A 26,405-nucleotide genomic window follows, 5' to 3' on the forward strand; every position below is an offset into this window, starting at 1 on the left:
CCCGTCTGCGACTCGCCCGTCATCGGGCTCGTGCCCGACGTCGCATCGCGCGGCGACGCGAGCAGCGAGAAGTTCGAATTTCCGCCGTTGCGCACATACGCGACCGTGCCGTACAGGAACGTGCGCTTCGACAGGTTGTACGTGGTACCGAGCACGTACATCATCGCGTGGCCCGACGGATCGTGCGATGCATCGCCGCCGCCGTCGCCGACCTTCACGTAGTACCCGCCGCCCGTCACCGCCCACTGCGGCGTGGCCGTATACGTCGCGCCGAGCCAGTAGTGATCGGCACGATCGGCGACACCGGCCGGGCTGTCCGGCGCCTGGTAGTGCGTATACGCGCCCTGGATCTTGAACTTCGACACCTTCACGTTCGCGCCGACGAAATACTCGCGCGACGCGGTGAAGATGTTGCTGAACTTGCCGTTGTTGTCGCGCAGTTCGTCGTACATGCCGCGCACGTCGAACAGCGGCGAGTGGTACGACAGCATGATCCCGTCCGAGCGGCCGAAGTCGTCGGCCGCGCCGTAGTTGAAGCCGCGCGATTGATTGCCGAACGCATATTGCGCCTGCACGTCGAAGCCGCCGATCACCGGGCTGTGATATTCGATGTTGTTGCTGGTCTGCTGCCAGTTGCGGCCGCGCACGAGCGATGCGGATGAAAACGCCTGCTGGACGAACGGATCGAATTCCCACACGCCGTCGCTGTCGATGAACAGGTTGCGGCCGGCCTGCAGCTGGCCCCACGTGTCGCTCTTCAGGCCGACATACGCGCGGCGCGACCACATGCGTCCGCCGCCCGTCGTGCCGTTCATCACCTGGAACGCGGTTTCCAGGTTGAAGACGGTCGACATCCCGCCGCCGAGATCCTCGACGCCTTTCAGGCCGAACATGCTGGTGCCCCAGTCGCCGCCCTCCGCGCTCCAGCGCGTCGAGCTGCCGTTCGGCGTCGCGATGTGGTTCAGGTATTCGACGCCGCCGTCGACACGGCCGTACAGCGTCACGCTGGTCTGTGCGAGCGCGGCGGCCGGTGCGGCGGCCACGATCAGCCATGCGAAATGTTTGAGTCGCAACGTCCCGCCTCCCTTGAATCTCGTTCGCCGGATATCGCCTGCAGGCGCAGTCTCGACCATCCGCGAGCGGTCAATGATCAGCCGGGGCCTGCCACGCCAAGCGCGAGGCATTCCCCGAAGTCCCCATGCCCTTCTCACGCTCTCGAAATGAAAGTACTTCTGGTTGGCCCGGTTATCCGTCACACCAAAGCGCGATTCGAATAACCCCCCTGACACTATTCACATCGAATGCCGACACACGAGAAACAGTACGGATGACATGCACGCATTGATATCAGCGACGACAGGATTCGCTTCCACACGCTCTCGGCATCATCCATGCGGGTGCAACCTTTTTCCGACCCTGAATGCCGAATATAGTAAGGAGAGGTAAAACGTTCAACAACAGCAATCCGGAAACGCTTCCATTCCGTTTTTTCAGGTTGACGATGAAACGGACTGATGTAACATTTTCCAGGCAGGCTCTCCGCGGTTGCTCCCTGCCACTCGCCGCGAACATTCAATGATGTCGCGACCACGCAACCGATGACGTATTGCTCGTCGTTCCACGAGCGCGCGGTTTGAACAAGTGCTTGCCCCTCTCTTCAACCTTGCAAAGGAACTCGTCTCATGTGGACCAAACCCGCCTACACCGATTTGCGCCTCGGTTTCGAAATCACGATGTACGTTTCGAATCGTTGATTCGAAACGGGGGGATCAAGCAAAAAGCCTCGGCATGCCGAGGCTTTTTGCTTGATGAGGCAGCGGCTCGCGAAGCCTCATCGCGGCACCTCGACGTAGGTTTCCCGGCAGATCTCGCGCAGTGCCTGGACGAGCAAGTCGCGGGTCGGCGCATGCGATTCGGCGGAGCGCGTAAACAGCGCGATCGGCGGCAGCGTCCAGACCAGCGAGTAAGGCACGATCGCCACCCCGGCGATGCGCACCATTTCTTCCGCGATATCGGCCGGCACGATCGATACCGCGTCGTCGCTCGATGCAATCATTTCGCCGATCAGCTTCGACGAGTAGCTTTCGACGATCGGCACGGGCGGCGGGATCCCCGCCGACAGGAACAGGTCGGTCACCTGCTCGCGCATCGGCGTATGCGGCGCGCCGAGAATCCAGTCCAGCGCGTGCAGCTTCTCCCAGTCGAGCTTCGTGCGAGCCAGCTTCGCGGCGAGGCGCCGGCTCGCGATCATCCGCGGCTGCTGCTGGTACAGCACCTCGAACGAGACCTGGCCGAGCTCGACGGTCGACGACGCGCGCCCGATCACGAGATCGACGCTGTGATCCTTGAGCTGCAACAGCAGCTGGTCGCTGGTGCCTTCGTGAATTGTCACGGTCAGGCGACGCTCCATCCGCGATTGCAGACGCTTGAGTGCCCCCGACAGCATCTGGCCCGAAATAAACGGAATCACGCCGATATGCAGGTGCGCCGCATGGCCGGCGGCGACCGCCTCCATCTCGCGAGCGAGATGGTCGAGATCCTTCAGCATCGCCTTGGCCCGCTCGAGCACGACCGACCCGAGCGCGGTCGGCCGCATCCCGCGCGACGAGCGCTCGAACAGCGGCGTGCCGAACATGCTTTCCAGCTCGGACAGCGCGTTCGTCACCGCGGGCTGGCTGCTGGCCATGTGCTCGGCGACGCGCGTCAGCGACCCGTGCTGCTGGATCTGCAGCAACAGCATCAGGTGCCGCATCTTCAGGCGCGCGCCCAGGCGCCTGACCACGTCGTTCGCGTCGAATGTCATTGCCGGACCACGTACCATCATGAAAAAGTGATGGACCGATATTAAAACAGAATCAACTCCTTATGGCCGTTCCCTAGAATCACCTCCTTGGATCGCGTCGGGACTGGCCTGGCGCGCACGCCCGGACCCAACCCCATGAAACAGACAGAGATCCAGCAGCAGGCCGCGTTCGACTATCACGAGTTTCCGACCCCGGGGAAAATCTCGGTCGTCGCCAGCAAGCCGCTCGTGACGCAGCGCGATCTCGCGCTCGCCTACACGCCGGGCGTCGCGAGCGTGTGCGAGTCGATCGCCGCCGAGCCGCTGAACGCGCATCGCTTCACGAGCCGCGGGAATCTGGTGGGCGTGATCACCAACGGCACCGCCGTGCTGGGTCTGGGCAACATCGGCGCGCTTGCGTCGAAGCCGGTCATGGAAGGCAAGGCCGTGCTGTTCAAGAAGTTCGCGGGGATCGACGTGTTCGACATCGAGATCAACGAGACCGATCCGGACAAGCTCGTCGACATCATCGCCGGCCTCGAACCCACCTTCGGCGGGATCAACCTCGAGGACATCAAGGCGCCGGAATGCTTCACCGTCGAGCGCAAGCTGCGCGAACGCATGAAGATTCCCGTCTTCCACGACGATCAGCACGGCACCGCCATCACCGTCGCCGCCGCGTTCATCAACGGCTTGAAGGTGGTCGGGAAGTCGATCAAGGAAGTGAAGGTCGTGACGTCGGGCGCCGGCGCGGCGGCACTCGCGTGCCTCGACTTGCTCGTCGACCTCGGGCTGCCGATCGAGAACGTCTGGGCGACCGATATCGAAGGCGTCGTTTATCGCGGCCGCACCACGCTGATGGATCCGGCCAAGGAACGCTTCGCGCAGGAAACCGATGCGCGCAAGCTCGCCGACGTGATCGGCGGCGCCGACGTGTTCCTCGGCCTGTCGGTCGGCAGCATCCTGAGCGCCGACATGCTGAAGACGATGGGCCCGCGTCCGCTGATTCTCGCGCTGGCCAACCCCACGCCGGAAATCTTCCCGGAACTGGCCCATGCGACGCGCGACGACGTCGTGATCGCGACGGGCCGCTCGGATTTCCCGAACCAGGTCAACAACGTCCTGTGCTTCCCGTACATTTTCCGCGGCGCACTGGATGTGGGCGCAACGACCATCACCCGCGAAATGGAAATTGCCGCGGTTCACGCGATTGCCGGCCTCGCGCAGGAAGAGCAGAACGATATCGTCGCGGCAGCGTATGGTGGCGACGAAGTGTCGTTCGGTCCGCAATACCTGATTCCGAAGCCGTTCGATCCGCGGCTGATCGTGCGTATCGCACCGGCCGTGGCCAAGGCGGCGATCGAAGGCGGCGTGGCGACCCGCCCGCTCGCGGATCTCGACGCGTATGTCGAGCAGCTGCAGCAGTTCGTCTACCACTCCGGCGCGTTCATGAAGCCGCTGTTCGCGACCGCGCGCCAGCTCGTGCGCGACGGCGGCAAGGCGCGCATCGTGTTCACCGAAGGCGAAGACGAGCGCGTGCTGCGCGCGGTGCAGGTGATCGTCGACGAGAAGCTCGCGCGCCCGATCCTGGTTGGCCGTCCGGAAGTGCTGCTGGCGCGCATCGAGCGCTTCGGCCTGCGCCTTCGTCTCGGCCAGGACGTCGAGGTGACCAATCCGGAATACGACGAGCGCTTCCCGCAGTACTGGACGACGTATTGGGAACTGCGCTGCCGCGACGGCATCTCGAAGGAAATGGCACGCGTCGAAATGCGACGTCGCCTGACGCTGATCGGCGCGATGATGGTGCGGCTCGGCGATGCGGACGGGATGATCTGCGGCACCGTCGGCGAGTATCACAATCACCTGCGTTTCGTCGACGAAGTGATCGGCAGGAAGCCCGGTGCGTCGACCTACGCGGCGATGAACATCCTGCTGCTCAATCAGCGGACCGTCGCGCTGGTGGATACGCACGTCAACGACAATCCGGATGCCGGGCAGATCGCGGAATTCACGATCGCGGCCGCGCGCCACATGGAATGGCTGAATCTGACGCCGAAGGCCGCGTTGCTGTCGCGATCGAACTTCGGGTCGGGCAGCGCGGCGTCGGGCGTGAAGATGCGCGAGGCGCTGGAGATCATTCGCGCGCAGGCGCCGGATATCGAGGCCGATGGCGAGATGCATGGCGACTGTGCGCTCGACGAGGCGCTGCGCTCGCGCCTGCTGCCGATGTCGCCGCTCAAGGGCGCGGCGAACCTGCTCGTATGCCCGAACGTCGATGCGGGGAATATCGCCTATAACCTGCTCAAGACCGAAGCCGGCAGCAACGTGGCGGTCGGGCCATTCCTGTTGGGCGTCAACGGGCCGGTGAACATTCTCACGTCCAGCGCGACCGTGCGGCGGATCGTGAACATGACGGCGCTGACGGTGATCGAGGCGAACCGGAACGTCGCGGGTTAAGTGCGGTTGTCGTCATCGTTCGATGCGGGTCGGCTGCGGCCGCCCCCGTCGATCGACCCGCGGTGGCCCGCTGAAAGGCGATCTACGCGAGTGCCGGCCTTGGCATCGTCGGCAGCCGGCTGACACCGACAACGCGCCGAACCTTGCCGGACATTTGCAGAGCGGGAATCGACGAAAGAAGATCGAAAGAAAAACGCGCGCGTCGTGGTCCGTGAATCAACGCGAGACGCCGCGTCTTCTTGCCTCTCGCGTCTCGCCGGCTGTTTCGGCGCTGCCGCTACCAAAAGGATCCAGCGTTGCATTCCACACCCTGCGTTGCGCGCTTGAAATCCTTCGTCATCCTTTTGAAATACGCATGTTCATCGATTCCTTCGAACCTGCTTTCAGCGCGCTGACGAATAGCGATGCGGACGGTAAGCCGGCGCCTCCGGCAAAGGCGAACGCGGCATCCGGCAGACACGGCGCGATCACGCATTCAACGTGAAGCGACGCGAACCGACGTTGCATTTCAGTATCATTTTCATCGCAGCCACGCTGTCTCGCGCCACGCATCGATAGCCAATCAACACGCCGCGTCGCGCGCCTGCCCGCGTCGCTCGATGCTCGCGACCGGCACCGTAGCGGCAACACGTCGGCAGCCATGTGCGTCGCCTCGTCATCGCAGCGCGTGGCGGTTGTATCGACACACTTCACGTCACTTCACCACGCCGCGCATCCACTCCGCGCAGTCTCACCGCTGTTACGTTTTCCATCGATTTCGCGGCACGACATAACCCGGTTGCGGCCGCCTCCCCGACACGGCCAATACGCAACCGCCATGGCACGTTGCTCGCTTCATTCAACACACTGCCAGCGGCGGGTTCGACGCGCATTCAGGCAGACGGATCGCCCGGCGTTTCCACACGACAGCGCCGGGCGCGTCTAGCCGATCCATCTCGATGCGGTGCCCGAGGCTGTCATTGCACCTGTAGTCCGAACGTCAGGATCGCGTCAGCTGCGACGCGCCGCACGCGTCGCAGACGTGCGCTTCAGGACACGGTGCTTACTCGGCATGTTGAAAATCACCAGCCGTTCACCCCGACGGGAGAGCACCATGTTGGTCAAGTCATTGCGGTTTTTCAAGGCGTGCCTGATCCTGCTTTCGCTATGTTTCGCGATCCTCCCCGGACGGGCAAACGCGGTCTCCAATCAGTTGCTGCTGCTACTGCCGGACAACATCACCCTGCCCGATCCACGCGTATCGGCGTGGCTCGACGCGGCATCCGAGGAAGGGCTGCAGATCACGATCATGCAGGACAGCCAGTTCGAGCAGGCGGGCACCACGCTCCAGCAGTATCAAGGCCTGATTCTTCCCGATCAGGTCCATACCAGCGCGGACGACGCACTCGTGACGGCGATCCAGAACTACGCGCTCAACGGCGGGCAGGTGATGCTGGTCTACGATTTCGGCGCCCTCACGTCGACCGGCTTCTATCCCGTGCCTCAGTCGCGATTCAGTTCGATGGCCGGCGTCAGCTATGTCCTGTACGACTCGCTCCGCGGCAACATGATCGGACTCGGCCCCGTGACCGGCATGGGCAGCACGCTGCGCGCGCTGCAGATTCCCCCCGGCAAGTCGATGACGTGGACGACCAGCGGCAGCACGTCACCCGCCACCGTGAACTCGGCGGCCGTGTCTGTATCCGCCTCGCCCAGCCAGGTTCTGTACCTGCCGGCGAGCCCCTCGAACCCCGGCGGCTTGTCCAACTATAACCACAGCGCGTACTTCAACTACAAGACGGAGAACGGGCTGGCGTCGAACATCAGCCTGGATCTCGGTCACCTGGCCAAGGGTGCGATGGTGAAGGCCGGGAAGTATACGGCCACATCGACCAACCACTCCGCGAAGAACCCGAAGGGCGCAACCACGCATGCGACGACCGCGATGACCGCGGCAGCCACGACGACCGATACGCTCGAAGGCATTTCGGGCTACGTGTACGGCTTCCTCACGTATCCGAGCTACGTCACGCAGGGCACGTACAGCGGCACGACGCTGCTGACCTCGCCCAACTTCGGCCTCGTCGCAGGTTACAACCCTTACGGCAGCGGCGGCGTGCTGTTCGTGAACATGCCGCTCAGCTACCTCGAAGGGCAAACCGACGGCATGCCGTTGCACGGCTTCCTGCACTACTTCACGACGAACATCCTGTCGATGCCGCATCTGTCGCTCGAACCGAGGGCACAAGCGGGCATGGTGCTCAACTGGCACTTCTGCGCGGAAGAGATGATCCAGCCGGCGCAGTACCTGAAGTCGATCGGCGTCTGGGACAACGGGCCGTTTTCCATCGTCGTGACGGCCGGCCCGGACGATGCCGCGATCGGTGACGGACTCGGCATCGACCTCAGCAACAACACGCAAGCGCAGCAAATGATGCGTTACCTGATGAGCAAGGGAGACAACATCGGCAGCCACGGCGGCTGGGACCACGACTACTGGGGCGCCAACGCCAGCGAGACCAACCAGAGCACGTTCCAGCAATACCTGTCGCTGAATCACCAGTCCGTGCAGTCGGTGACCGGCAAACCCGATGTCGAATGGGCCGCCCCCGAGGGCAATACGCCGACCTGGGCCGTCAACTGGCTCGAGAGCAACGGTTATTCGGGCTACTACTTCACCGGTCATACCGGCATGGCGCAAACGCGGGCCTATCGCAACGGTGCGCTGCTGAACCCGGGCATCTGGGCGTTCCCCGTGATGCCGTTCGGGAAGTACGCGACGTTCGAGGAGTTCCAGGAGTTCGGCGTGTCGACCACGGACGTCACGAACTGGTATGAAGCGCTGATGGACTTCGTCGTGGCCAACCGGACGACCCGGCTCATCTACATGCACCCGCTGGGCGCGTCGTGGTATCCGGGCGTGCTGTCGACCATCTTCAACTATGCCAACGGGTTGATTTCGTCGGGCCAGTACAAGTGGTACACGATGGATCAGCTGACGCAGTTCGACCGGAAGCGATTGCTCGTCACCTGGAGCGCGACGGACACGGGGAGCAGCTGGACGTTCTCCGCATCCCAGCCGACGAGCCTGCAGGACGTGACCTGGCTGCTGCCCAAGAACGCGTACCAGACGCCGGTCGTGACGGGCGGATCGGCCACCGTCGTGACGACCGATCCGACCAACTGGCTGGTCATCGCGGGCGCCGGAACGAGCCTGACGTTCACCAGCGCGAAGATGTAGCACGACAATCACGACACAACGCACGCGCGGAGGCACGCCGATCGGCACCGCCGCGCCGTGCGGATCACGTATTCGGGGAGAGGCAAGATGAAACGGCGCACGTTGCAACACGCGACATGCGTTGCTGCCGGCCGGGTTCAGGCGCACGTCGATGCGACGTAACGAGGATGCGCTCCAACGGGGCTCGGCAACGCACGGTGGCGATTCATCGCCACCGGCACGGGCGCGTGCGTGCCCGGGCAGCGCAACGCATGCGTCCGCAGCCGGTGCGCCGGCCGTCCTGACCTGCGGACTCGGGCGCCTCGCGTGGCTGCTGTGGCTCACGGTCGCGCTCACGGTCGTCGCGACGGCGCGCGCTGCCGCAGCGCCCGCCGCCGACCCCGGCGAAGCCATCTATCGCGATGGCATCCTCACGTCCGGCGCCCCGCTCCAGGCGTTGCGCGAAGGCGGACAGCGCATGGAAGGCGCGGCGACCGCCTGCGTCAATTGCCATCGGCCCAGCGGGCTCGGCTCGAGGTCGGGCCGCACGATCATCCCGCCGATCGCCGCCACGTATCTGTTCCAGAACAGCACGATCAGCGACAAGCATTCCGGCATGCCCTACGTCGAAAGCATGCGAAGCAATCGAGCCGCGTATTCCGATACAACCCTCGCGCGTGCCATCCGAAGCGGAATCGACGCGCAAGGCCGGCATCTCAGCTACCTGATGCCGCACTTCGTGATGTCCGACGACGACATGGCCGCCTTGATCCGCTATCTGAAGCGTCTCGATCCGCACCCCGCGCCCGGCGTCACCGACACCACCCTGCATTTCGCGACCATCGTCACGCCGGACGCCGATCCCGTGAAACGCCGCGCGATGCTCGACGTGCTGCGGCACTACTTCGCCGACAAGGACGCGCTTCCGGTCAACGCGACGCCGCAAGGATCGGCGCGCACGGAAGTCGCCACGACGTCGCGCCACTGGCAACTGCACGTGTGGACGTTGAGCGGCCCGCCATCGACATGGGAAGCGCAACTGGAGCGCCACGCTGCCGCCGAACCGGCGTTCGCGGTGATATCCGGAATGGGCAAGCGCGACTGGGCGCCCGTTCGGGCGTTCTGCGAGCACGACCGGATACCGTGTCTGTTTCCGAATGTCGAGGTACCGGACGTGCGCGCCGGCGACTTCTATTCGATCTACTTCTCGGGTGGCGTGCTGCTGGAAGCGGCGCTGATCGCCGAGGAAATCCTGCATGACGATCATGCCGCCGCCCCGCGCGTGATCCACGAACTGTATCGGGCGGGCGACAGCGGCGAGGCAGGCGCGCAGGCGCTCGCCACGGCGTTGCGCGCGCACGGGCTCGACGTCGCGCGCCGCGCGCTGCTGCCGGGCGAGCCAGCCGGGAATGCAGTGCGCGGCATCGCCCGCGACGACGTGCTCGTGTTGTGGCTGCGTCCCGCCGATATCGCGTCGCTCGGCCGCGACGCGCCCGCCGGGGCCGTTTACCTGTCCGGCTTGATGGGCGGCCTGGATCGCACGCCGCTGCCCGAGCACTGGCGCGCGGTCGCGCACATCGCCTATCCGTTCGATCTGCCCGATCGCGTGCGACGCCGCGTCGACTACATGCTCGACTGGGCCGCGGCGCGGCACGTCGAGATCGTCGACCAGCAGGTGCAGGCGGACACGTTCCTCGCGTGCGTGCTGCTCGAAGAGGCACTGGGACACGTCACGGGCACCTACGTGCGCGACTATCTGGTCGAGCGCATCGAAGACACGCTCGAGCAACGCGTGATCACCGGCTACTATCCGCGCCTGACGCTTGCGCCGGGGCAGCGCCTCGCATCGAAAGGCGGCTACATGGTTCACTTCGAGGATACGAGCGGCACGCGCATCGTGGCCGACGGTGCATGGACCATTCCCTGGACGCGGCTCACAGAACGAGGAGACTGAAATGCGTACGCTTCAGAAGGCTTTCACGTTGGCCCACCTGCTGATCGGGTGTGTGCTGCTCGCCGGGCCCGCCGCGCAGGCGCAGATGACGATGTCGATGCCGGGAATGTCGATGCCCGGAATGAAGATGCCGGCGATGAAGATGTCGACGGTTGCCTACACGGTGCCGGCCGTCATGCTCGTCCGCGACGACGGCAAGACCGTCGCACTGAAAGACGAGCTGGACGACGGCCGCCCGGTCGTATTGACCTTCATCTACACCACCTGCACGTCGATCTGCCCCGTCATCAGTCAGACACTGTCGCAGCTTCAACAAGCGCTCGGCGCCGATCGCGACAAGGTTCATATCGTGTCGATCTCCATCGATCCGGAAAACGACACGCCCGCACGACTGCGCGAATATGCGGCGAAGTTCAGCGCCGGACCGGAGTGGCAGCACTACACGGGCACGATGGCCGCGAGCGTCGCTGCGCAGAAGGCCTTCAACGTTTACCGGCAGGACAAGATGGACCACGCCCCGGTTGTGCTGCTGCGCGCCGCACCGGGAAAATCGTGGGTTCGCATCGACGGGTTCGCGACGGCCGACGAGCTGCTGCATACGTATCATTCTCTCGTGGCCGCCAATTGACGGCCACGTGATATCGGCTAGCGGTTGCCGTCGCCAGGCTGAATGGTTCGTGCCAACCGAGCCCCAGGCCCCTGTATCGGCATGCAGAGGCCTTGGGGGGAAATTCTCGCCATTCGCTCAAGATTCGCCAAAAAGCACGCTACAGAACCCGCTCCAGCGCGCTGGCAAACCGCGCAACCGCCGCATCGACATCATGCAGCTTGTCGAGACCGAACAAGCCAATCCGGAACGTCTTGAAATCCGCCGGCTCATCGCACTGCAGCGGAACCCCTGCCGCGATCTGCATGCCGACGTCGACGAATTTCTTGCCGGACCGGATGTCGTCGTCGTCCGTGTAACTCACCACGACGCCCGGTGCCTCGAACCCTTCGGCCGCCACGCTCCTGAACCCCTTCCCGGCCAGCAGCGCGCGAATCCGCGTGCCGAGCTCGAGCTGCTCGGCTCGCACCTTGTCGAAGCCGTACGCTTCCGTTTCCTTGATGACGTCGCGCAGCGTCGCGAGGCTGTCCGTGGGCATCGTCGCGTGGTACGCGAACCCGCCCTGCTCGTATGCCTCCATGATCTGCAGCCACTTGCGCAGATCGCACGCAAAACTGGTGCTGGTCGTCGCATCGATTCGTTCGCGGGCGAGCGGACCGAGCATCACCAGCGCGCAGCCGGGCGACGCGCTCCAGCCCTTTTGCGGCGCGCTGATCAGCACGTCGACGCCGCTCGCCGCCATGTCGACCCAGATCGTCCCGGACGCGATGCAATCGAGCACGAACATGCCGCCGACCGCATGCACGGCGTCGGCCACTGCACGCATGTAGCCATCGGGCAGCATCATCCCTGAAGCGGTTTCGACGTGCGGCGCGAAGACCAGATCCGGCTTGTGCTCGCGAATCGCCGCGACGACCTCGTCGATCGGTGCCGGCGCAAACGCGGCCTGGCGGCCCGATTCAACCGGACGCGCCTTCAACACGATCGACTCGGACGGAATGCCGCCCATGTCGAAAATCTGCGACCAGCGGAAGCTGAACCAGCCGTTGCGGATGACCAGGCATTTCTTGTTCGTCGCAAATTGGCGGGCCACGGCTTCCATGCCGAACGTCCCGCTGCCCGGGACGATCGCAACCGCCTTCGCGTTGTAGACCTTTTTCAGCGCAGCGGAAATATCGCGCATGACGCCCTGAAAGCGCCGCGACATGTGATTGATCGATCGGTCGGTGTACACCACCGAATATTCGAGGAGCCCGTCGCGGTCGACATCGGGAAGTAATCCTGGCACGTTCGCCTCCGGTAAAGGATGAACCATGGGATGGGAGCGAGCGGCATTCGCGAATCCGTACCGCCGCGCCAATGCAATTCTGGTTTTTTGCTTCGACGACAAGCGATTCTAACGAAAGGCAACTGAAGCTTGGGGATTTCGGTGTTTTGTGCAGTGCACGCACGACGTGACGCCGCGGCAGATGTTCGCCCGGCCGGCGACAACGAGCGTAGCGCGGAAAAGGCGCGCCGCCAATTCGGCGTTCACAGCCGAAGCGCCGCGACAAGCGATCCGCGCAATCGTCTTGCTCTTCTGCTTCGCGACCGGATGATCGGCCGGCACATCATCGCGGAGAAATACGGTGCATCGCGCAAAAACGCGCTGAGCGCCGCTAAAAACCGCGATAATCCCAGGTTGAACAGTCGGCTCGCGCGAGCCGGGCGCGGTGTACGCATACCCGCTCGCCGCGCCGCGCCGCGCGATGCGCGACGGCCACCCAATTCCACCCGACGCCCCGATGCCCGAGGATTTCCACTTTCTGTTGCTGCCCGGCTTTTCCGCGCTCGGCTTCATGTCCGCGGTGGAGCCGTTGCGCGTCGCGAACCGGTTCCGCACCGAGCTGTACCGCTGGCACGTGATCAGCGCGGACGGCGCGCCCGTCGCCGCGAGCAACGGCATCCCGGTCGCCGCCGAAGCCGCCTGCGCGGACGTCGCGCAGGTCGAGACGGTGTTCGTCGTCGCGGGCTTCGATCCGCTCGTGTGCTACGACCGCGCGCTCGCCGACTGGCTGCGCCGCCAGAACCGACACGGTGCGACGCTCGGCGGCATCGACACCGGCAGCTTCGTGCTCGCGGAAGCCGGGCTGTTCGACGCCTCGCAAACGCTCACGCTGCACTGGGAAGCGCTCGCCGCGTTCCGCGAACGCTACCCTGGCCTGAACGCGACGCAGGAACTGTTCGAGATCGACGACCGGCGCATCACGTGTGCGGGCGGCACCGCGTCGATCGACATGATGCTCGACCTGATCGGCCGGCGGCACGGCGCCGATCTCGCGGCCGCGATCTCCGAGCAGTTCGTCGTCAGCCGCATCCGGCAGCGTTCGGACAGCCAGCGGCTCGAGATCGCCGCGCGCTATGGCGTGCACAACCGCAAGCTGATCCAGGTGATCGACACGATGCAGCGTCACATGGAGACTCCGCTCGGCTCCGATGTACTCGCGCAAGAGGTATCGATCACGCGCCGCCAGCTCGAACGGCTGTTCAGCGCGACGCTGAACGACACGCCGACGCGCTTCTACCTGAACCTGCGCCTCGATCGAGCGCGCGAGCTGCTGCAGCAGACCGACATGAGCATCACGTCGGTGTGCGTCGCATGCGGCTTCGAATCGCCGTCGCATTTCTCGCGCACGTACCGTGCGCGTTTCGGCGTGAGTCCGCGCAGCGACAGGCGCGCGACGCGCTGAGCGTTGCCGCTTTTGCGTACAGTCCGGCGCGCTATTGCGCTTCGGCACCGTTTCCTGCCGTTCGCTTCCTCGCCTCCTTTCCCGTCGTTCTTCCGGCCCGATTCGTTTCGACCTGACATTTAGTCATCCTCAGTCATGTACCCATCGATGCCAACGCAACCGCACAGTACGGCACGACGACCGACACCGCACGCGCGGCTCATGCGCGCCCGTTCAAGCGCCGTTCCCGCTCCGGATAGAATCGTCGTTCGATCACTCCCGCACCACGGTGCACTGCCATGACCGACTTCTCCCGCTCCGCCGACGACCTCTCGCCCGAGCGCGTCACCACCGCGTTCGATCTTCCGGGCCACACGACCGTCCGTTCGCTCGGCGTCGCACAAGGCATCATCGTGCGTTCGCGCTCGATCGTCGGCTCGTTCGGCGCGGCGCTGCAAACGATCTTCGGCGGCAACATCACGCTCTATACGTCGCTGTGCGAGAAGGCGCGCCAGCAGGCGTTCGACAAGATGCTCGTCGACGCGCGCAAGCTCGGCGCGAATGCGATCGTCGCGATGCGCTACGACTCGACCGAAATCGGATCGGGCATCACGGAAGTGATCTGCTACGGCACGGCCGTGCGCGTGACGCCGGACGCCGGACGCCTGACGCCTGACGCCTGACGCGCATCACGCGTCACGCTCGAGCAACGTCATGCCGGTTAACTAAGGAAACAGCTTCATCCCCATCGGAGAGACGTCATCGGACGGAGGCTGGCGATCGGCGATACGCGCGATAGCTTCAACCGCCGAAGCCCTGCCGAAGCACGCCCGACGCACGCGAAGCCGGCGCGCGCGGCGCCGCCTCGCAAAAAAAAAAGCGCGAACCTCGGTTCGCGCCAAAGAGAGACCTCGCTGAAAACGTTGAAAAACCACCCCACCCCGCTCAGAACGAATGCCGCATCCCGATCCGCACGTCGGCCTGCGTCTGCGTCGTCGACGGCGTGAAGCTGTAGCCGATCACCGCATCGACACCCTGCGACGCGCGCAGGTAATCGCCGGAGATGTACACGTCGGTGCGCTTCGACAGCAGGTAGTGCAGGCCGGCCGTGCCCTGGTTCCAGTGATGGCCTTCGAAGCGCGTGTGCTGGTAGCCCGCGATCAGGCTCAGCGCCGGCGTGAACTGGTACATGCCGCCGCCTTCATACACCTGCATGTGCGACGACTGGCCGAAACCCTTGATCGTCGTGTACGAGAAGTTCGCGTCGAGCGACAGCTTGCCGATCGTGTAGCTCGTGCCGATGCCGAACGTGCCCTGGCTGTCGACGTCCATCGCGGTGTTCGCGAACAGGTCGGTGCGCGCGCCGGTCGCCGGATCGACGGTCACGGTCTGCTGGCCCAGGAACGTATGCGTACCGATCATCGCGTACGGATCGAACCCGTAGATGCCGTTCGGGTTGTTCAGGCGCGTGTACGCGGCGCCGATCGCGAAGTCGCCCTTCGTGAAGCTCGCGCCCGCGCTCCATGCGCTGTTGCGATGGAAGTTGCCGGCGACGTTGCCGAACGAGTACATCGCACCGAACTTGAAGCCGTTCAGGTCGTTCGACAGGAATTTGACCGAGTTCGGCAGGCGGTCGCCGTTGAAGCGGTCGAAGTCGCCCTGGTGGATCGCATAGCCGCTGCCCCATGCGGAGATGTTGTAGATCGACACGAGCTCGTTGGTGATGTCGAGCTGGTTGCCGAACGACAACGTGCCCCAGTCATTCTGAAGACCGACATAAGCCTGCCGCCCGAACTCCGATCCGCCGAAACCGAGTTGCCCGTTGCCGAGGTGGAAACCGCTCTCGAGCGTGAACACGGCCTTCAGGCCGCCGCCGAGATCTTCCGTGCCCTTCAGGCCGAAACGGTTCCCGTAAGCGATGCCGTCATCGAACTTGACCACGTGCGAACCGCCCGTGTTGTTCACGTACGTGATGCCCGCGTCGAGAATCCCGTACAGCGTCACGCTGCTCTGTGCATGCCCGATGGCGGGAATACAGGCCGCGCATGCAAGCGCGGCAGCTACGGCAACTTTCTTTTGCTTCATTGTCGACCACCCCTTGAACCGTTCGATGGAAAGAATCGTCACCTGCGCGCGCCGCAATACGCCGGCTGATTCGAATTCGGTACGTCCGCTGGCTCCGGCATTTCGTTTTCCGCAATAACGCAGCCATTGGCGAAAAATACAAACCCATATTTCGGGTCACCCGTCTGAAGGCGACACCAAATGGTCTCGATGCGACTGCTCGGGAAAACACGGAGACGGGCGGCCGGGTAAAAACCGGCCGCCCGGAGGCCGGTCAGCGGCCGTCGAGCGCCGCGCGCACGGCCGGCAGGGCCGGCGTGCCGGACGCGGTGGTCACGCCGTCCAGCCAGCCCTCGACCAGCGCCGGGTCGGCCTTCAGCACGTGCTGCGCGGCGAGCGCGGGCGAGGTCTTGTTGTCGAGCATGTCGGCGATCATCCGGTTCTCGACGTCGACGGAGAACGTCATCTGCTTGAACAGCCGCGCGAGATTCGCGCACTGGCCGGCAAAGCCCGTGCGCGTGACCGTGTTGACCGTCGCACCGCCGTAGTTCGGCCCGAAATACGCGTCGCCGCCCGACAGGTAGGTCAGGTGGAACTTGGTGTTCATCAGATGCGGCTCCCACGCGAGAAACACGATCCAGCGCTTGTCGCGCACCGCGCGCTCGACCTGCGTGAGCATCCCCGTCTCGCTCGATTCGACGAGCGACCAGTTCGCCTGGCCCAGCGCATGGTCGGACAGCATCCGCTTGATGTTCTGGTTCGCGGGCGCGCCGGGCTCGATCCCGTAGATCTTGTCGCCGAAGCGGTCCGCGTAGCGTGCGAGATCCGCGAACGTGTGCACGCCGGCCGCCGCGACGTAGTCGGGCACGGCGAGCGTGAACTTCGCGCCGCTCAGGTTCGCGTGCAGCACGTCGATCGATTTCTCGTCGACGAACGGCTTCACGAGCGGCGCCTGCGCGGGCATCCAGTTGCCGAGGAACACGTCGACCTGCCCTTTCTTCAAGCCCTGGTACGTGATCGGCACCGACAGGTTCGCCACGTCCTGCCGATAGCCGAGCGCCTTGAGCACCACACCCGCCATCGCGTTCGTCGCGTCGATGTCGGTCCAGCCGGGCGCCGCCATCTTCACGTCGCGACACGTCTGCGGATCGGCGGCGTGCGCGGGCGGCTGCGCCGCCAACACGCACGCGACTGCCGCGAGCACCGTGCCGAGTGTCTTGATTGCTGTCCTTGATTGCCGTTTCATGATCGCTTCCTCCGTCGTTCGTCAATGTCCGCGATGCGGATCGTTCAGCGCCCGACGCGCGGAAAGCGCGCCATCGCTTCGAGCGTGTCGAGTTCGATGTGATTGCGCATGTAGCGCTGGCTCGCATCGGTGAACGGCTGCCAGTCCCACGCCTGGATGCGGCCCTGCGTCGTCGCCGCGTAGTGGAAACGGCGCCGCCGCTGGCTTGCGCGCACCTGCGCGTCGAGTTCCGGCAGGTTCCACCGCTGCGCGGCCTCCGCGCGGAACGCGGCGAGCACGTCGGCGGCCTCAGGCAGGCCGGCCAGGTTGGTGCGCTCGCGCGGATCGTCGGCAAGGTTGTAGAGCTGGTCCGGATCGGCCGGGCAATGCACGTACTTCCAGTCGCCGCGGCGGATCATCACGACCGGCGCAACCGCGCCTTCCGCGAGATATTCGCCGAGCGCGACGTCGTGCGCGGGCGCGCCTTGCAGATGCGGCACGAGGCTCGCGCCATCGACCGCGTCGGGCCAGCCACCGGCCGGCGCCGCGCCGGCGAGATCGACGAGCGTCGGCAGCAGGTCGACGTGCGATACGGGTCCGCGCACGCGCGCGGCGCCGAAGCGGCCCGGCGCGTGGACGATCAGCGGCACGCGGCAGCCGCCTTCGAAGAACGTCATCTTGTACCAGAGCCCGCGCTCGCCGAGCATGTCGCCGTGGTCCGACGTGACGATCACGATCGTATCGTCGGCGAATCCGCACTGCTCGAGCGCGGCCAGCACGCTGCCGAACTGGGTGTCGACGTAGGACGTCGCGCCGTAGTACGCGCGGCGGGCGGCGCGGATCTGCGCGTCGGTCGGCGGCGTGCGGTCGTTTTCGCAAACGAAGCGCAACCGCTGCGAATGCGGATCGCTGTTGGCCGCGTCGAGCCGCACGGCCGGCATGTCGATCTCGTCGTCGCGGTACAGATCCCAGTATTCGCGCGTGATCGCGTACGGATCGTGCGGATGCGTGAGCGACACGACCATGCAGAACGGCCGCTCGTCGTGCCCGGCCGCCCGCTCGCGCGCGACGTCGTACAGCTTCTGCTTCGCCGCGAACGTGACCTCGTCGTCGAAGTCGAGCTGGTTCGTGCGCACGCACGGGCCGGCCTCGAGCACCGAGCTCATGTTGTGATACCAGCTCGGCCGCTCGGCCGGACGATCCCAGTCGGGCACCCAGCCGAAGTCGGCCGGATAGATGTCGGTCGTGAGCCGCTCCTCGAAACCGTGCAACTGGTCGGGACCGCAGAAGTGCATCTTGCCGGACAGCATCGTCCGGTAACCGCCCGCGCGCAGGTAATGCGCGAAAGTCAGCGTTTGCGCCGGCAATTCGGCCGCGTTATCGTAGGCACCGATACCCGACGGCAGCTTGCCGGTCAGCAGCGAGAAGCGCGACGGCGCACACAGCGGGCTCGCGCAATACGCGGCGTCGAACACCACGCCTTGTGCGGCGAGACGGTCGAGCGTCGGCGTGCGGGCGACACGGTTGCCGTACGCCGGCAACGCGAACGGCGTCAGCTGGTCGGCCATCAGGATCAGGATGTTGGGAGTCGGGTTCGTCATCGCGGTCGTGGGGAAATCGGTGTTCGAACGGAACGGCGCGCAGCTTGAGCAGCGACGCGGCCGGCATGACGGACGCAGCCTGAAGAAACTGCCGCGCACACCTTCCGCGACTGGCAGAATCGCGGAAGGCCTGGCGCGGCGCGGGCGCGCCGTCCGAAGCACTATCCCCCGCCCGAATTCGCGCGGGAAGGCGTCCGGCCCTTATGGGGCCATTAGAGAGACTTATGTCGAAATCCGAAGCGTTACCGTCGATGCAGGCGCTGCGCGCGTTCGAATCGGCCGCCCGTCTCCAGAGCTTCACGGCCGCCGCGCGCGAGCTCGGCTCGACGCAGCCGGCCGTGAGCCAGCAGGTGTTCCAGCTCGAGGCGGAACTCGGCGTGCCGCTGTTCGAGCGCAGCCCGCGCGGCGTCACGCTGACGAGCGACGGCCAGTGCCTGTACGAAGCCGTGCGGGTGAGCCTCGACACGCTGCGCGGCGCCACCGCGACGCTGCGCGCGCGCCGCGAGCACGGTGCGCTCACGATCGTCACGGATTTCGGCTTCGCGACCTACTGGCTGATGCCGCGCCTCGCGGGCCTGAAGCGCGTGATGCCGGACGTCGACGTGCGGGTCGTCACGTCGCAGGATTACGACGCGCAGCGCGACCATGCCGACATCGCGATCCTGTTCGGCGACGGCCACTGGCCGTCATGCACGGCGGCACGGCTCTTTCCCGAATCGGTCACGCCCGTCTGCTCGCCCGCGTTCCGCGCGCTGCATCCGCACGTCGCGCGGCCCGACCACCTGCATGCGCTGCCGCTGCTGCACGTGCAGCCGACGCGCCCCGAGCGCTGGCTGTCGTGGGCCGGGTGGTTCGACGCGCACGGCCTCGACGCGCCGGCCGCCGCGCGCGGCGTGACCTTCAACAGCTACGCGCTGGTGATCCATGCGGCGCTGCTCGGCGAGGGCGTCGCGCTCGGCTGGTCGCCGCTCGTCGACGAACTCGTCGCGTCGGGGCAGCTCGTGAAGCTCGTCGATGCGCCCGTCGTCACGTCGCGCGGCTACTTCCTGGTCCGGCCGCCGCAGCGGCCCGAGCCGGACGCGACCCACGTGTTCCGGCGCTGGCTGCTCGACGCGTGCGCATCGGCGTGAGCGGCGGGCTGGCCGGCCACCGGAGTCCCGCGTGATGTCCGCCGGATCGGCCGCATGACACCCACACGGCATCCGCCCGACATCCGTCGGACCGCCCACTGATCGCCCTCCCGATACCCGCAGGGTAGCCGCCAGACCAGCCGTCCGGCCTCCCCCCGCCCACCCCGGCGGCGCTGGCGCGCCGATACCAGCCACACGGCGGGTTGGTTCTATCCGCGTCCAAATCGTCCTGATTTACTTGAGTCTCCCGCTACCCGCGTAGCCTGGCGCCCCGGTGCGCCGCCGCGCGGGTTCGCGCCCCATGACATCCGAGGAATTTCATGACCGCCGACTCACGCCCCGATCAATTCGTCCTGACGCTGTCGTGCCCAAGCGCGGCCGGCCAGGTCGCCGCCGTCGTCGGCTTTCTCGAGCGCCATCGCTGCTATGTCGATGCGCTGAACGTGTTCGACGACGATCTCAGCAACCACTTCTTCGTGCGCTGCGTGTTTCATCCGACGGATGAGACGCTGCAGATCGACGCGCTGCGCCAGGAATTCGCGCCGATCGCGGCCGAGCTCGGCGGCAGCGGCGCGGGCGACACGCAATGGGCGATCCACGACGTGAGCGCGCGCCCGAAGGTGCTGATCATGGTGTCGAAGCTCGAGCACTGCCTCGCGGACTTGCTGTTCCGCTGGCGGATGGGCGAGCTGAAGATGGACATCGTCGGCATCGTGTCGAACCATCCGGACTTCGAACCACTCGCCGCGCAGCACGGGCTGCCGTTCCGCCATTTCCCGATCACGGCCGACACCAAGGCGCAGCAGGAAGCGCAGTGGCTCGACTTCTTCGAGTCGAGCGGCGCCGAACTCGTGATCCTCGCGCGCTACATGCAGGTGCTGTCGCAGGAAACCAGCGCGAAGCTCGCGCACCGCGCGATCAACATCCATCACTCGTTCCTGCCCGGCTTCAAGGGCGCGAAGCCGTATCACCAGGCACATGCGCGCGGCGTGAAGCTGATCGGCGCGACCGCGCACTTCGTGACCGACGATCTCGACGAAGGTCCGATCATCGAGCAGGTGGTCGAACGCGTCGATCATGCGCTGCGTCCCGAGCAACTGCTCGCGGTCGGCCGCGACGTCGAAAGTCTCACGCTGGCGCGTGCGGTGAAGGCGTTCATCGAGCGGCGTGTGTTCTTGAATGGGGATCGGACGGTGGTGTTTCCGTAAGCGCGTTCTCGGCGTTCTCGGCGTTCGCCGCGTACGTTCGGCGAGCGGCCAACAAAAAACCGACCGGCATCAGCCGGTCGGTTTTTTTTGGAGCATCGCCTGCGACGCTTCGCGCGACGGCCCCGGGTGCGGTGCCGGGTTCGCCGCGCGCGGCGTCAGCGGCTTATTTAACCCACGCGAAGTAGTACGACAGCCAGATCGTCAGCCCCGCCCCGATCAACGCCGCATACGGCATCAGGTTCAGCCACGTCGCGCGCTTCGGCACTTCGAGCTCCATGTCGCGCTGCATCTGTTCGGGGAAACGGCCGCGATCCTGCCAGTAGTGGCGGAACACGAACACCGGCACGATCAGCAGCATCGCGATCAGCCCGTTGCGCAGCGTGCCTTCGCCTTGCAGGTTCGCGCCCGCGCCGACATAGACGAGGTTCGCATAGCCGCAGATCGAGCCACCGACGAGCAGCCAGGTCGGGCAGCGGAACGGCCGATCCCAGTTGCCGCGATCCATCCGGTGGATCCAGCCCGACTGAAGGTTCAGGAATACGAACAGCATGTAGCAGACGTTCGAGATCGACAGCACCGTCATGTAGTCCGACATCATCAGCAACACGAGGTTGAAGCCGAGATCGGTCCACATCGCGCGCGTGGGCGAGCCGTGCTCGTTCACGTGCGACAGGTACTTCGGCAGCCAGCCGTCGACCGATGCCTGGTACAGCGTGCGTGACGAGCCCATCATCGACGTCATCACGATCAGCAGGATCGACAGCATCAGCATCACGACGACCGCATTCGCGACCCACGCGCCGCCGCCGACGATCTTCGCCATCGCGGCCGCGACGCCGGTGCCGTCGCCGATCGACGGATCGAGCATCGCCTGCGTGCCGAGCGCGCCCTGGAACGCCATCGGCACGAGCGTCATCACGACGAGACACAGCGCGCCCGACCAGAAGATCGCCTTCGCGGTGTCGCGCCGCGGATCGCGGAATTCACGCGTGTAGCAGACGGCCGTTTCGAAGCCGTACGACGCCCAGCCGGCCATGAACATCGCCCCGAGCGCCATCGTCACGCCCTGCCCGTTCCACGAGCCGAACGTCGCGGCCGTGAGATTGCCGTGCGCGTCGTGACCGAGCGGCAGCAGCGGGAGCAGGTTCGACATCGGCACGTCGCCGGTGACGAACGGCACGATGCCGACGATCAGGAGCGGCGTCAGCGATGCGATGCCGAGAATGCGCTGGGTACGCGCCGCCTTCGATGCGCCGCTATGCTGAAGCTTGAACGTGATGAGAAGCAGAATCGTCGCGATGATGAACGTCGCGTTGATTCGCAGAGACAGACCCGGCTTGATGAAACCGAGATCCGCAATCCTGAGCTGCCATTGCAGCACCGCCGCATTGGCGGGAAAGAGACTCGTGAGCGCATAGCTTGCCGCAAGGCCGCAGCCGAGCGCGAGCATCGGCGACCACGCGAGCCAGTTGCACCACACGGAAACCGGGGCAATCAGCTTGCTGTAACGAACCCAGCCGATCGCGCCATACACCGACGCGCCGCCCGATTTATGGGGAAATAGCCCGGATATTTCCGCATAAGTCGCGCTTTGAACCAGCCCCATCGTGATCGCGGCGATCCAGATCGCCCACGCGGGCTGGCCGATCGTCGCGCATACGCCGCCGATCGTGAACAGCACGCCAGCCGGCACGCCGCTCGTTACCCAAAATGCATCCTTCCAGGTCAGGCCACGATGCAGCGTGTGGCCCGTCGAATCATGTGAGATGGTTGTTCCAACATCACTGGTGCGATTCGCACGCAGTCCTGCCTGACTCATCCAATTCCTCCTCTCGTTCAGAGTTGGCGCTTCAGCGCTTACCTTACTCTGGTCCGATGCAAAGCAGATGACTCCGCACAAGGGCCGTAGTGTAACAAGTTACGGGCTTTTTTGCAGAATCAGTAAAAGAAAACCGGGATATGGCTGCATGAATTCGCGATTATTTCGGATTCCTGCATGCCATTCCCGGCGTATTTTTATGCTGATCCGCGCGACGAATCGCCGCGGACTTACTGCGCGCCTTCAGTCCACGAATTCACGCGGTCCGCATGTGCGGCAATCCATGCATCGGCGGCCGCTTCCGGCTTCGCGCCGTTCTGGATCGCGAGCATCACGCTGTCGATCTCGCCCGGCTTCCACTGGAATTTCTTCAGGAACGCGACGACCGGCTTGGCCTTCGTTTCGAGCTGCGGGTTCACGACGTTGTCGACGTGCTCCGCGCCGCCGAACACCTTCTTCGGATCCTCGAGGAAGCGCAGCTTCCACTTCGCGAACATCCAGTGCGGCGCCCAGCCGGTTACGATCACCGGCTTGTTCGAACCGACGGAGCGCGACAGCTCGGCCGTCATCGCACCGCCCGAACTCGGCATGAGGGTGTAGTTCAGGCCGTAGCTCTTGATCGCTTCGTCGGTCTTGCGCATCACGCCCGCGCCCGCATCGATGCCGACGATGCGGCCACCGAAGTCACTCTTCTCCGCGTTCAGATCGTCAATGCTCTTCGCCTTCACGTAATCGGGAACGATCAGGCCGATCTTCGCATCGGGGAAGTTCGCGCCAAGATCGACAACCTTGGTCTTGTATTCGCCCCAGTACGAACCGTGCGTGACGGGCAGCCAGGCCGACAGCGTCGCGTCGAGATCGCCGCGCGCCACGCCCTGCCACATGATCCCGGCCGCGACCGGCACGAGCTGGACCTGATAGCCGAGCTTCTTCTCGATGACGCGGGCCGCGACGTTCGACGTCGCGACGCTGTCGTCCCAGCCTTCGACGTAACCGATCTTCAGCGTCGGCTTCGTATCGGCGAGCGCCGACGCGCTCAGTGCCACCATCGCCGACAGTGCGCCGGTCCACAACAGTTTTCCCAACAGCTTCATGGTCGATCTCCTTGATATGCGCACACCGCGCGTTGCCTCTCCAGGTTCCTCAACCACAAATCCGCGGTATCGTTTTTTTCCGACGGATGCTTGTCCGGACGCGACGCGCCCGGACCGCCAATGGCTGGTTCCGTGTTACTTGTCGATCACGAGATCCGACAGCGGCTTGCTGCAGCACAGCAGCACCATCCCCTGATCGATCTCGCGCTGGCGGATGCCGCCGTTGTGCTTCATCTCGACCTGCCCCGACACGAGCTTCACCTTGCAGGTGCCGCACATGCCCTGCGTGCACGACGCCGGCAGCCGCACGCCGGACTGGCGCGCCGCGTCCAGCACATGCTGCCCGGAGCCGCACGCAATCTCGCGGTTGCTCTTCGCGAAGCTGACCGTGTACTGCTTCGTCGCGACGTCGCCGTCGTTGGCCGCCGGCACGCGCTCGTCGAGCACGTCGTCGCTCGCGGTCTGCGCGAGCGTTTCGAACGAGAAGCTTTCCTCGTGATACTGCTTGCGGTCGAAACCGGCTTCGTCGAGCAGGTCGCGCACGGCCTTCATGTACGGCGCGGGGCCGCACGTGAAGATCTCGCGCTCCATGAAGTCCGGCGCGATCAGCTTCAGCAGCGGCAGCGTCAGGAAGCCCGTGACGCCCGGCCAGTTGGTGCGGGCGCCGACGCGCTCGACGACGAACGACGTGCGGAAGTTGGTATGGTTCGACGCGATCAGGTCGAGCTCGCGCGCGAAGATGATGTCGTCCGGCGTGCGCGCGCTGTGCACGAACAGGATGTCGCGATCCTCGGCGAGATCATGGTGCGCGCGGCTCATCGACATCAGCGGCGTGACGCCGGAGCCGGCCGACAGGAACAGGTACTTGCGCGCCGGATGCCGCGCGCACGTGAATTCGCCGGCCGGGCCGAGCACGCGCACCGACGCGCCCGGCTGCAGGTTGTCGTGCAGCCAGTTCGACACCTTGCCGCCCGGCACGCGCTTGACCGTGATCGAGATCGTGTGCGGCCGCGCCGGCGACGACGAGATCGTGTAGCACCGGTTGATCGTCTCGCCTTCGATGTCGAGCTCGAGCGTGATGAACTGCCCGGGTTCGAACGAGAACGCACGGCCTTGCGGCGAACGGAAGAAGAAGCTCTTCACGTCGTGGGTTTCCTGCCGAACGTGGCAGCACACCAGCGTTTCCTCGACGTCGCTCGTCCAGCGCTCGGGCAGCGCGTTCCAGAACGACGGGTGCGTTACCCGGCTGTCCGCCGGCTCGAAATTGGCCGCATCTCGCATCATGTCTTGCTCCGCTTTTCTGCTGCTAAGTACTACGCGCCGGTTTTTTCGGCGAGCCGGCCGATGTACCAGGCCGAGAATTTTTCAACGAGGCCTTCCGTGAACGGCGAATACGGACCCGGCTCATACGCGCTGCTGGTCGCGCCGCGCTGCGAGAATTCGACGAGCGCGCGATCCTGGTCGTTGGTCGCGTTCCACACGGCCGTCAGGTTCTTCACGTCGTAGTCGATGCCTTCCTTCGCGTCCTTGTGCACGAGCCACTTGGTGCGCACGAGCGTCTTGCCGGCCGACAGCGGAATCACCGAGAACGTCACGATGTGATCGCTCATGAAGTGGTGCCACGAGTTCGGCTGCGTCCAGAACGACAGGCCGCCGAGGTCGGCCTGGTCGAACTTGCCGAGCAGCTTCTTCGACGCGACCTTCGCGTCGAGCGTCTGCGATTCGCCGTGGCGATCGAGCGGCAGGCGCTGCGTGCGAAAACCCGTCACGTCGTCCAGCTTTTCGATTTCGGCGGACGGCAGGCCCATCTCGGCCCACTCCTTGCCGCGGCGCACGCAGGTTTCCGCGAACGCGTCCATGCCTTCGGCATTCGCGTCGGAACGCTGGTAGCCGAAGCCGTATTCGTACAGCGAGATCGTCAGCTCCGGATGGTTCGCGACGCAGTGATAGCACTCGCGGTTGTTCTCCATCGTGAGCTTCCAGTTGCCTTCCTCGATGATGTCGATCTGCGCGGCGATCTTCGTGTTCGGCAGATCGTGCGGCAGCAGGTACGGCTCCATCTCGGCGCGCAGCTGCGCGAAGTCGGCGGGCGGCTCCTCGGCGAGGCAGACGAAGATCAGGCCCGCGAGGTTCTGCACGTGCACCGACTTCAGGCTGTGCTTGCAACGGTCGAACTTCTCGCCCATGTGCTCGGCGAACATCAGCTGGCCCGTCAGGTTGTAGGTCCAGCTGTGGTACGGGCACACGATGTTGCCGACCGAGCCTTTGTCCTCGTTGCACAGGCGCGCGCCGCGGTGGCGACACACGTTGTGGAACGCGCGAATTTCCATGTCGTCGTCACGCACGATCAGGATCGAGTCGCTGCCCAGTTCCACCGTCACGTAGTCGCCCGGCTCGGGAATGTCCGGTTCGACCGCGACCTGGATCCAGTGCTGGCGGAAAATCGCCTCCATGTCGAGGCCGAAAATTTCCTCGCTCGTGTAGAACGGTGCCTCGAGGCTGTAGCCTTCCTTGCGTCGCTCGATCAGTGCGCGAATGTCTGCCGATACGTTCATGT

20 protein-coding genes are annotated in these 26,405 nt (G+C 65.0%); 9 read left to right on the plus strand and 11 right to left on the minus strand.

The features are described from left to right. A partial coding sequence (locus tag ACTJKF_RS18800) for a porin (RefSeq protein ID WP_440623607.1) occupies positions 1 to 1,073 on the minus strand: 1,073 nt, incomplete at its 3' end. A gap of 609 nt (positions 1,074 to 1,682) precedes the next feature. Between ACTJKF_RS18800 and pqqA the strand changes: the two genes are divergently transcribed. Next, entirely contained in the window at positions 1,683 to 1,754 is a 72-nt protein-coding gene (gene pqqA / locus ACTJKF_RS18805; RefSeq protein WP_080599499.1) for a pyrroloquinoline quinone precursor peptide PqqA, read from the plus strand. 77 nt (positions 1,755 to 1,831) lie between these two features. Here the strand turns inward: pqqA and ACTJKF_RS18810 are convergent, their stop codons facing one another. Beyond that, positions 1,832 to 2,803 carry a LysR substrate-binding domain-containing protein gene (locus ACTJKF_RS18810; protein WP_440625058.1) on the minus strand — a complete coding sequence of 324 codons (972 nt, stop codon included), beginning with the start codon at positions 2,801 to 2,803 and terminating at the stop codon, positions 1,832 to 1,834. Positions 2,804 to 2,938: 135 nt separating this feature from the next. Here ACTJKF_RS18810 and ACTJKF_RS18815 point away from each other — a divergent pair, with 135 nt between their 5' ends. Continuing rightward, positions 2,939 to 5,239, plus strand: coding sequence for an NADP-dependent malic enzyme (locus tag ACTJKF_RS18815; RefSeq protein WP_440625060.1), 2,301 nt, complete (start codon positions 2,939 to 2,941; stop codon positions 5,237 to 5,239). Positions 5,240 to 5,575: 336 nt separating this feature from the next. Here the strand turns inward: ACTJKF_RS18815 and ACTJKF_RS18820 are convergent, their stop codons facing one another. Next, on the minus strand, positions 5,576 to 5,881 hold the full coding sequence (locus ACTJKF_RS18820; protein WP_440625061.1) for a hypothetical protein: 306 nt from the start codon (positions 5,879 to 5,881) through the stop codon (positions 5,576 to 5,578). A 451-nt stretch (positions 5,882 to 6,332) separates the two neighbouring features. On the opposite strand from ACTJKF_RS18820, the gene ACTJKF_RS18825 reads away from it, so the two are divergent. From ACTJKF_RS18825 to ACTJKF_RS18835, 3 genes are all read left to right on the plus strand, one after another. Next, a complete protein-coding gene (locus ACTJKF_RS18825) occupies positions 6,333 to 8,459 on the plus strand; it encodes a hypothetical protein (RefSeq protein ID WP_440625063.1) in 2,127 nt (708 codons plus the stop codon). Between the two features lie 151 nt (positions 8,460 to 8,610). Then, complete coding sequence (locus ACTJKF_RS18830; RefSeq protein ID WP_440625065.1) at positions 8,611 to 10,392, plus strand: c-type cytochrome; 1,782 nt, start codon at positions 8,611 to 8,613, stop codon at positions 10,390 to 10,392. Positions 10,393 to 10,477: 85 nt separating this feature from the next. Then, positions 10,478 to 11,020, plus strand: coding sequence for an SCO family protein (locus ACTJKF_RS18835; RefSeq protein WP_440625222.1), 543 nt, complete (start codon positions 10,478 to 10,480; stop codon positions 11,018 to 11,020). Between the two features lie 139 nt (positions 11,021 to 11,159). Here the strand turns inward: ACTJKF_RS18835 and ACTJKF_RS18840 are convergent, their stop codons facing one another. Continuing rightward, a complete protein-coding gene (locus tag ACTJKF_RS18840; protein ID WP_440625066.1) occupies positions 11,160 to 12,287 on the minus strand; it encodes an aminotransferase class V-fold PLP-dependent enzyme in 1,128 nt (375 codons plus the stop codon). Between the two features lie 496 nt (positions 12,288 to 12,783). Between ACTJKF_RS18840 and ACTJKF_RS18845 the strand changes: the two genes are divergently transcribed. Both ACTJKF_RS18845 and ACTJKF_RS18850 read left to right on the plus strand, forming a co-directional pair. Further along, positions 12,784 to 13,728 carry a GlxA family transcriptional regulator gene (locus tag ACTJKF_RS18845; protein WP_440625224.1) on the plus strand — a complete coding sequence of 315 codons (945 nt, stop codon included), beginning with the start codon at positions 12,784 to 12,786 and terminating at the stop codon, positions 13,726 to 13,728. A gap of 278 nt (positions 13,729 to 14,006) precedes the next feature. Beyond that, entirely contained in the window at positions 14,007 to 14,390 is a 384-nt protein-coding gene (locus tag ACTJKF_RS18850) for a YbjQ family protein (RefSeq protein WP_440625067.1), read from the plus strand. Positions 14,391 to 14,652: 262 nt separating this feature from the next. Here the strand turns inward: ACTJKF_RS18850 and ACTJKF_RS18855 are convergent, their stop codons facing one another. From ACTJKF_RS18855 to betC, 3 genes are all read right to left on the minus strand, one after another. Then, positions 14,653 to 15,792, minus strand: a complete 1,140-nt coding sequence (locus ACTJKF_RS18855; RefSeq protein WP_440625068.1) for a porin — start codon at positions 15,790 to 15,792, stop codon at positions 14,653 to 14,655. A gap of 253 nt (positions 15,793 to 16,045) precedes the next feature. Further along, positions 16,046 to 17,017, minus strand: a complete 972-nt coding sequence (choX, locus tag ACTJKF_RS18860; protein ID WP_440625070.1) for a choline ABC transporter substrate-binding protein — start codon at positions 17,015 to 17,017, stop codon at positions 16,046 to 16,048. Between the two features lie 44 nt (positions 17,018 to 17,061). Beyond that, entirely contained in the window at positions 17,062 to 18,597 is a 1,536-nt protein-coding gene (gene betC / locus ACTJKF_RS18865) for a choline-sulfatase (protein WP_440625072.1), read from the minus strand. Between the two features lie 203 nt (positions 18,598 to 18,800). Here betC and ACTJKF_RS18870 point away from each other — a divergent pair, with 203 nt between their 5' ends. Together ACTJKF_RS18870 and purU are read left to right on the plus strand one after the other, a co-directional pair. After that, positions 18,801 to 19,727 carry a choline sulfate utilization transcriptional regulator gene (locus ACTJKF_RS18870; RefSeq protein ID WP_440625074.1) on the plus strand — a complete coding sequence of 309 codons (927 nt, stop codon included), beginning with the start codon at positions 18,801 to 18,803 and terminating at the stop codon, positions 19,725 to 19,727. A gap of 320 nt (positions 19,728 to 20,047) precedes the next feature. Then, complete coding sequence (gene purU, locus ACTJKF_RS18875; protein WP_440625076.1) at positions 20,048 to 20,935, plus strand: formyltetrahydrofolate deformylase; 888 nt, start codon at positions 20,048 to 20,050, stop codon at positions 20,933 to 20,935. 163 nt (positions 20,936 to 21,098) lie between these two features. Here purU and ACTJKF_RS18880 read toward each other — a convergent pair whose 3' ends face one another. The 4 genes from ACTJKF_RS18880 to ACTJKF_RS18895 form a co-directional block, all read right to left on the minus strand. Continuing rightward, a complete protein-coding gene (locus tag ACTJKF_RS18880; protein ID WP_440625078.1) occupies positions 21,099 to 22,754 on the minus strand; it encodes an APC family permease in 1,656 nt (551 codons plus the stop codon). A 230-nt stretch (positions 22,755 to 22,984) separates the two neighbouring features. Continuing rightward, positions 22,985 to 23,848, minus strand: coding sequence for a glycine betaine ABC transporter substrate-binding protein (locus ACTJKF_RS18885; protein WP_440625079.1), 864 nt, complete (start codon positions 23,846 to 23,848; stop codon positions 22,985 to 22,987). A 135-nt stretch (positions 23,849 to 23,983) separates the two neighbouring features. After that, complete coding sequence (locus ACTJKF_RS18890) at positions 23,984 to 25,132, minus strand: FAD-binding oxidoreductase (protein WP_440625082.1); 1,149 nt, start codon at positions 25,130 to 25,132, stop codon at positions 23,984 to 23,986. Between the two features lie 29 nt (positions 25,133 to 25,161). After that, the gene (locus ACTJKF_RS18895) at positions 25,162 to 26,403 is read right to left on the minus strand and encodes an aromatic ring-hydroxylating oxygenase subunit alpha (RefSeq protein WP_440625084.1); all 1,242 of its coding nucleotides are present in this window, start codon (positions 26,401 to 26,403) and stop codon (positions 25,162 to 25,164) included. Positions 26,404 to 26,405 lie beyond the last annotated feature (2 nt).

This window comes from Burkholderia sp. 22313, from assembly GCF_052045245.1.
Classification (GTDB): domain Bacteria; phylum Pseudomonadota; class Gammaproteobacteria; order Burkholderiales; family Burkholderiaceae; genus Burkholderia.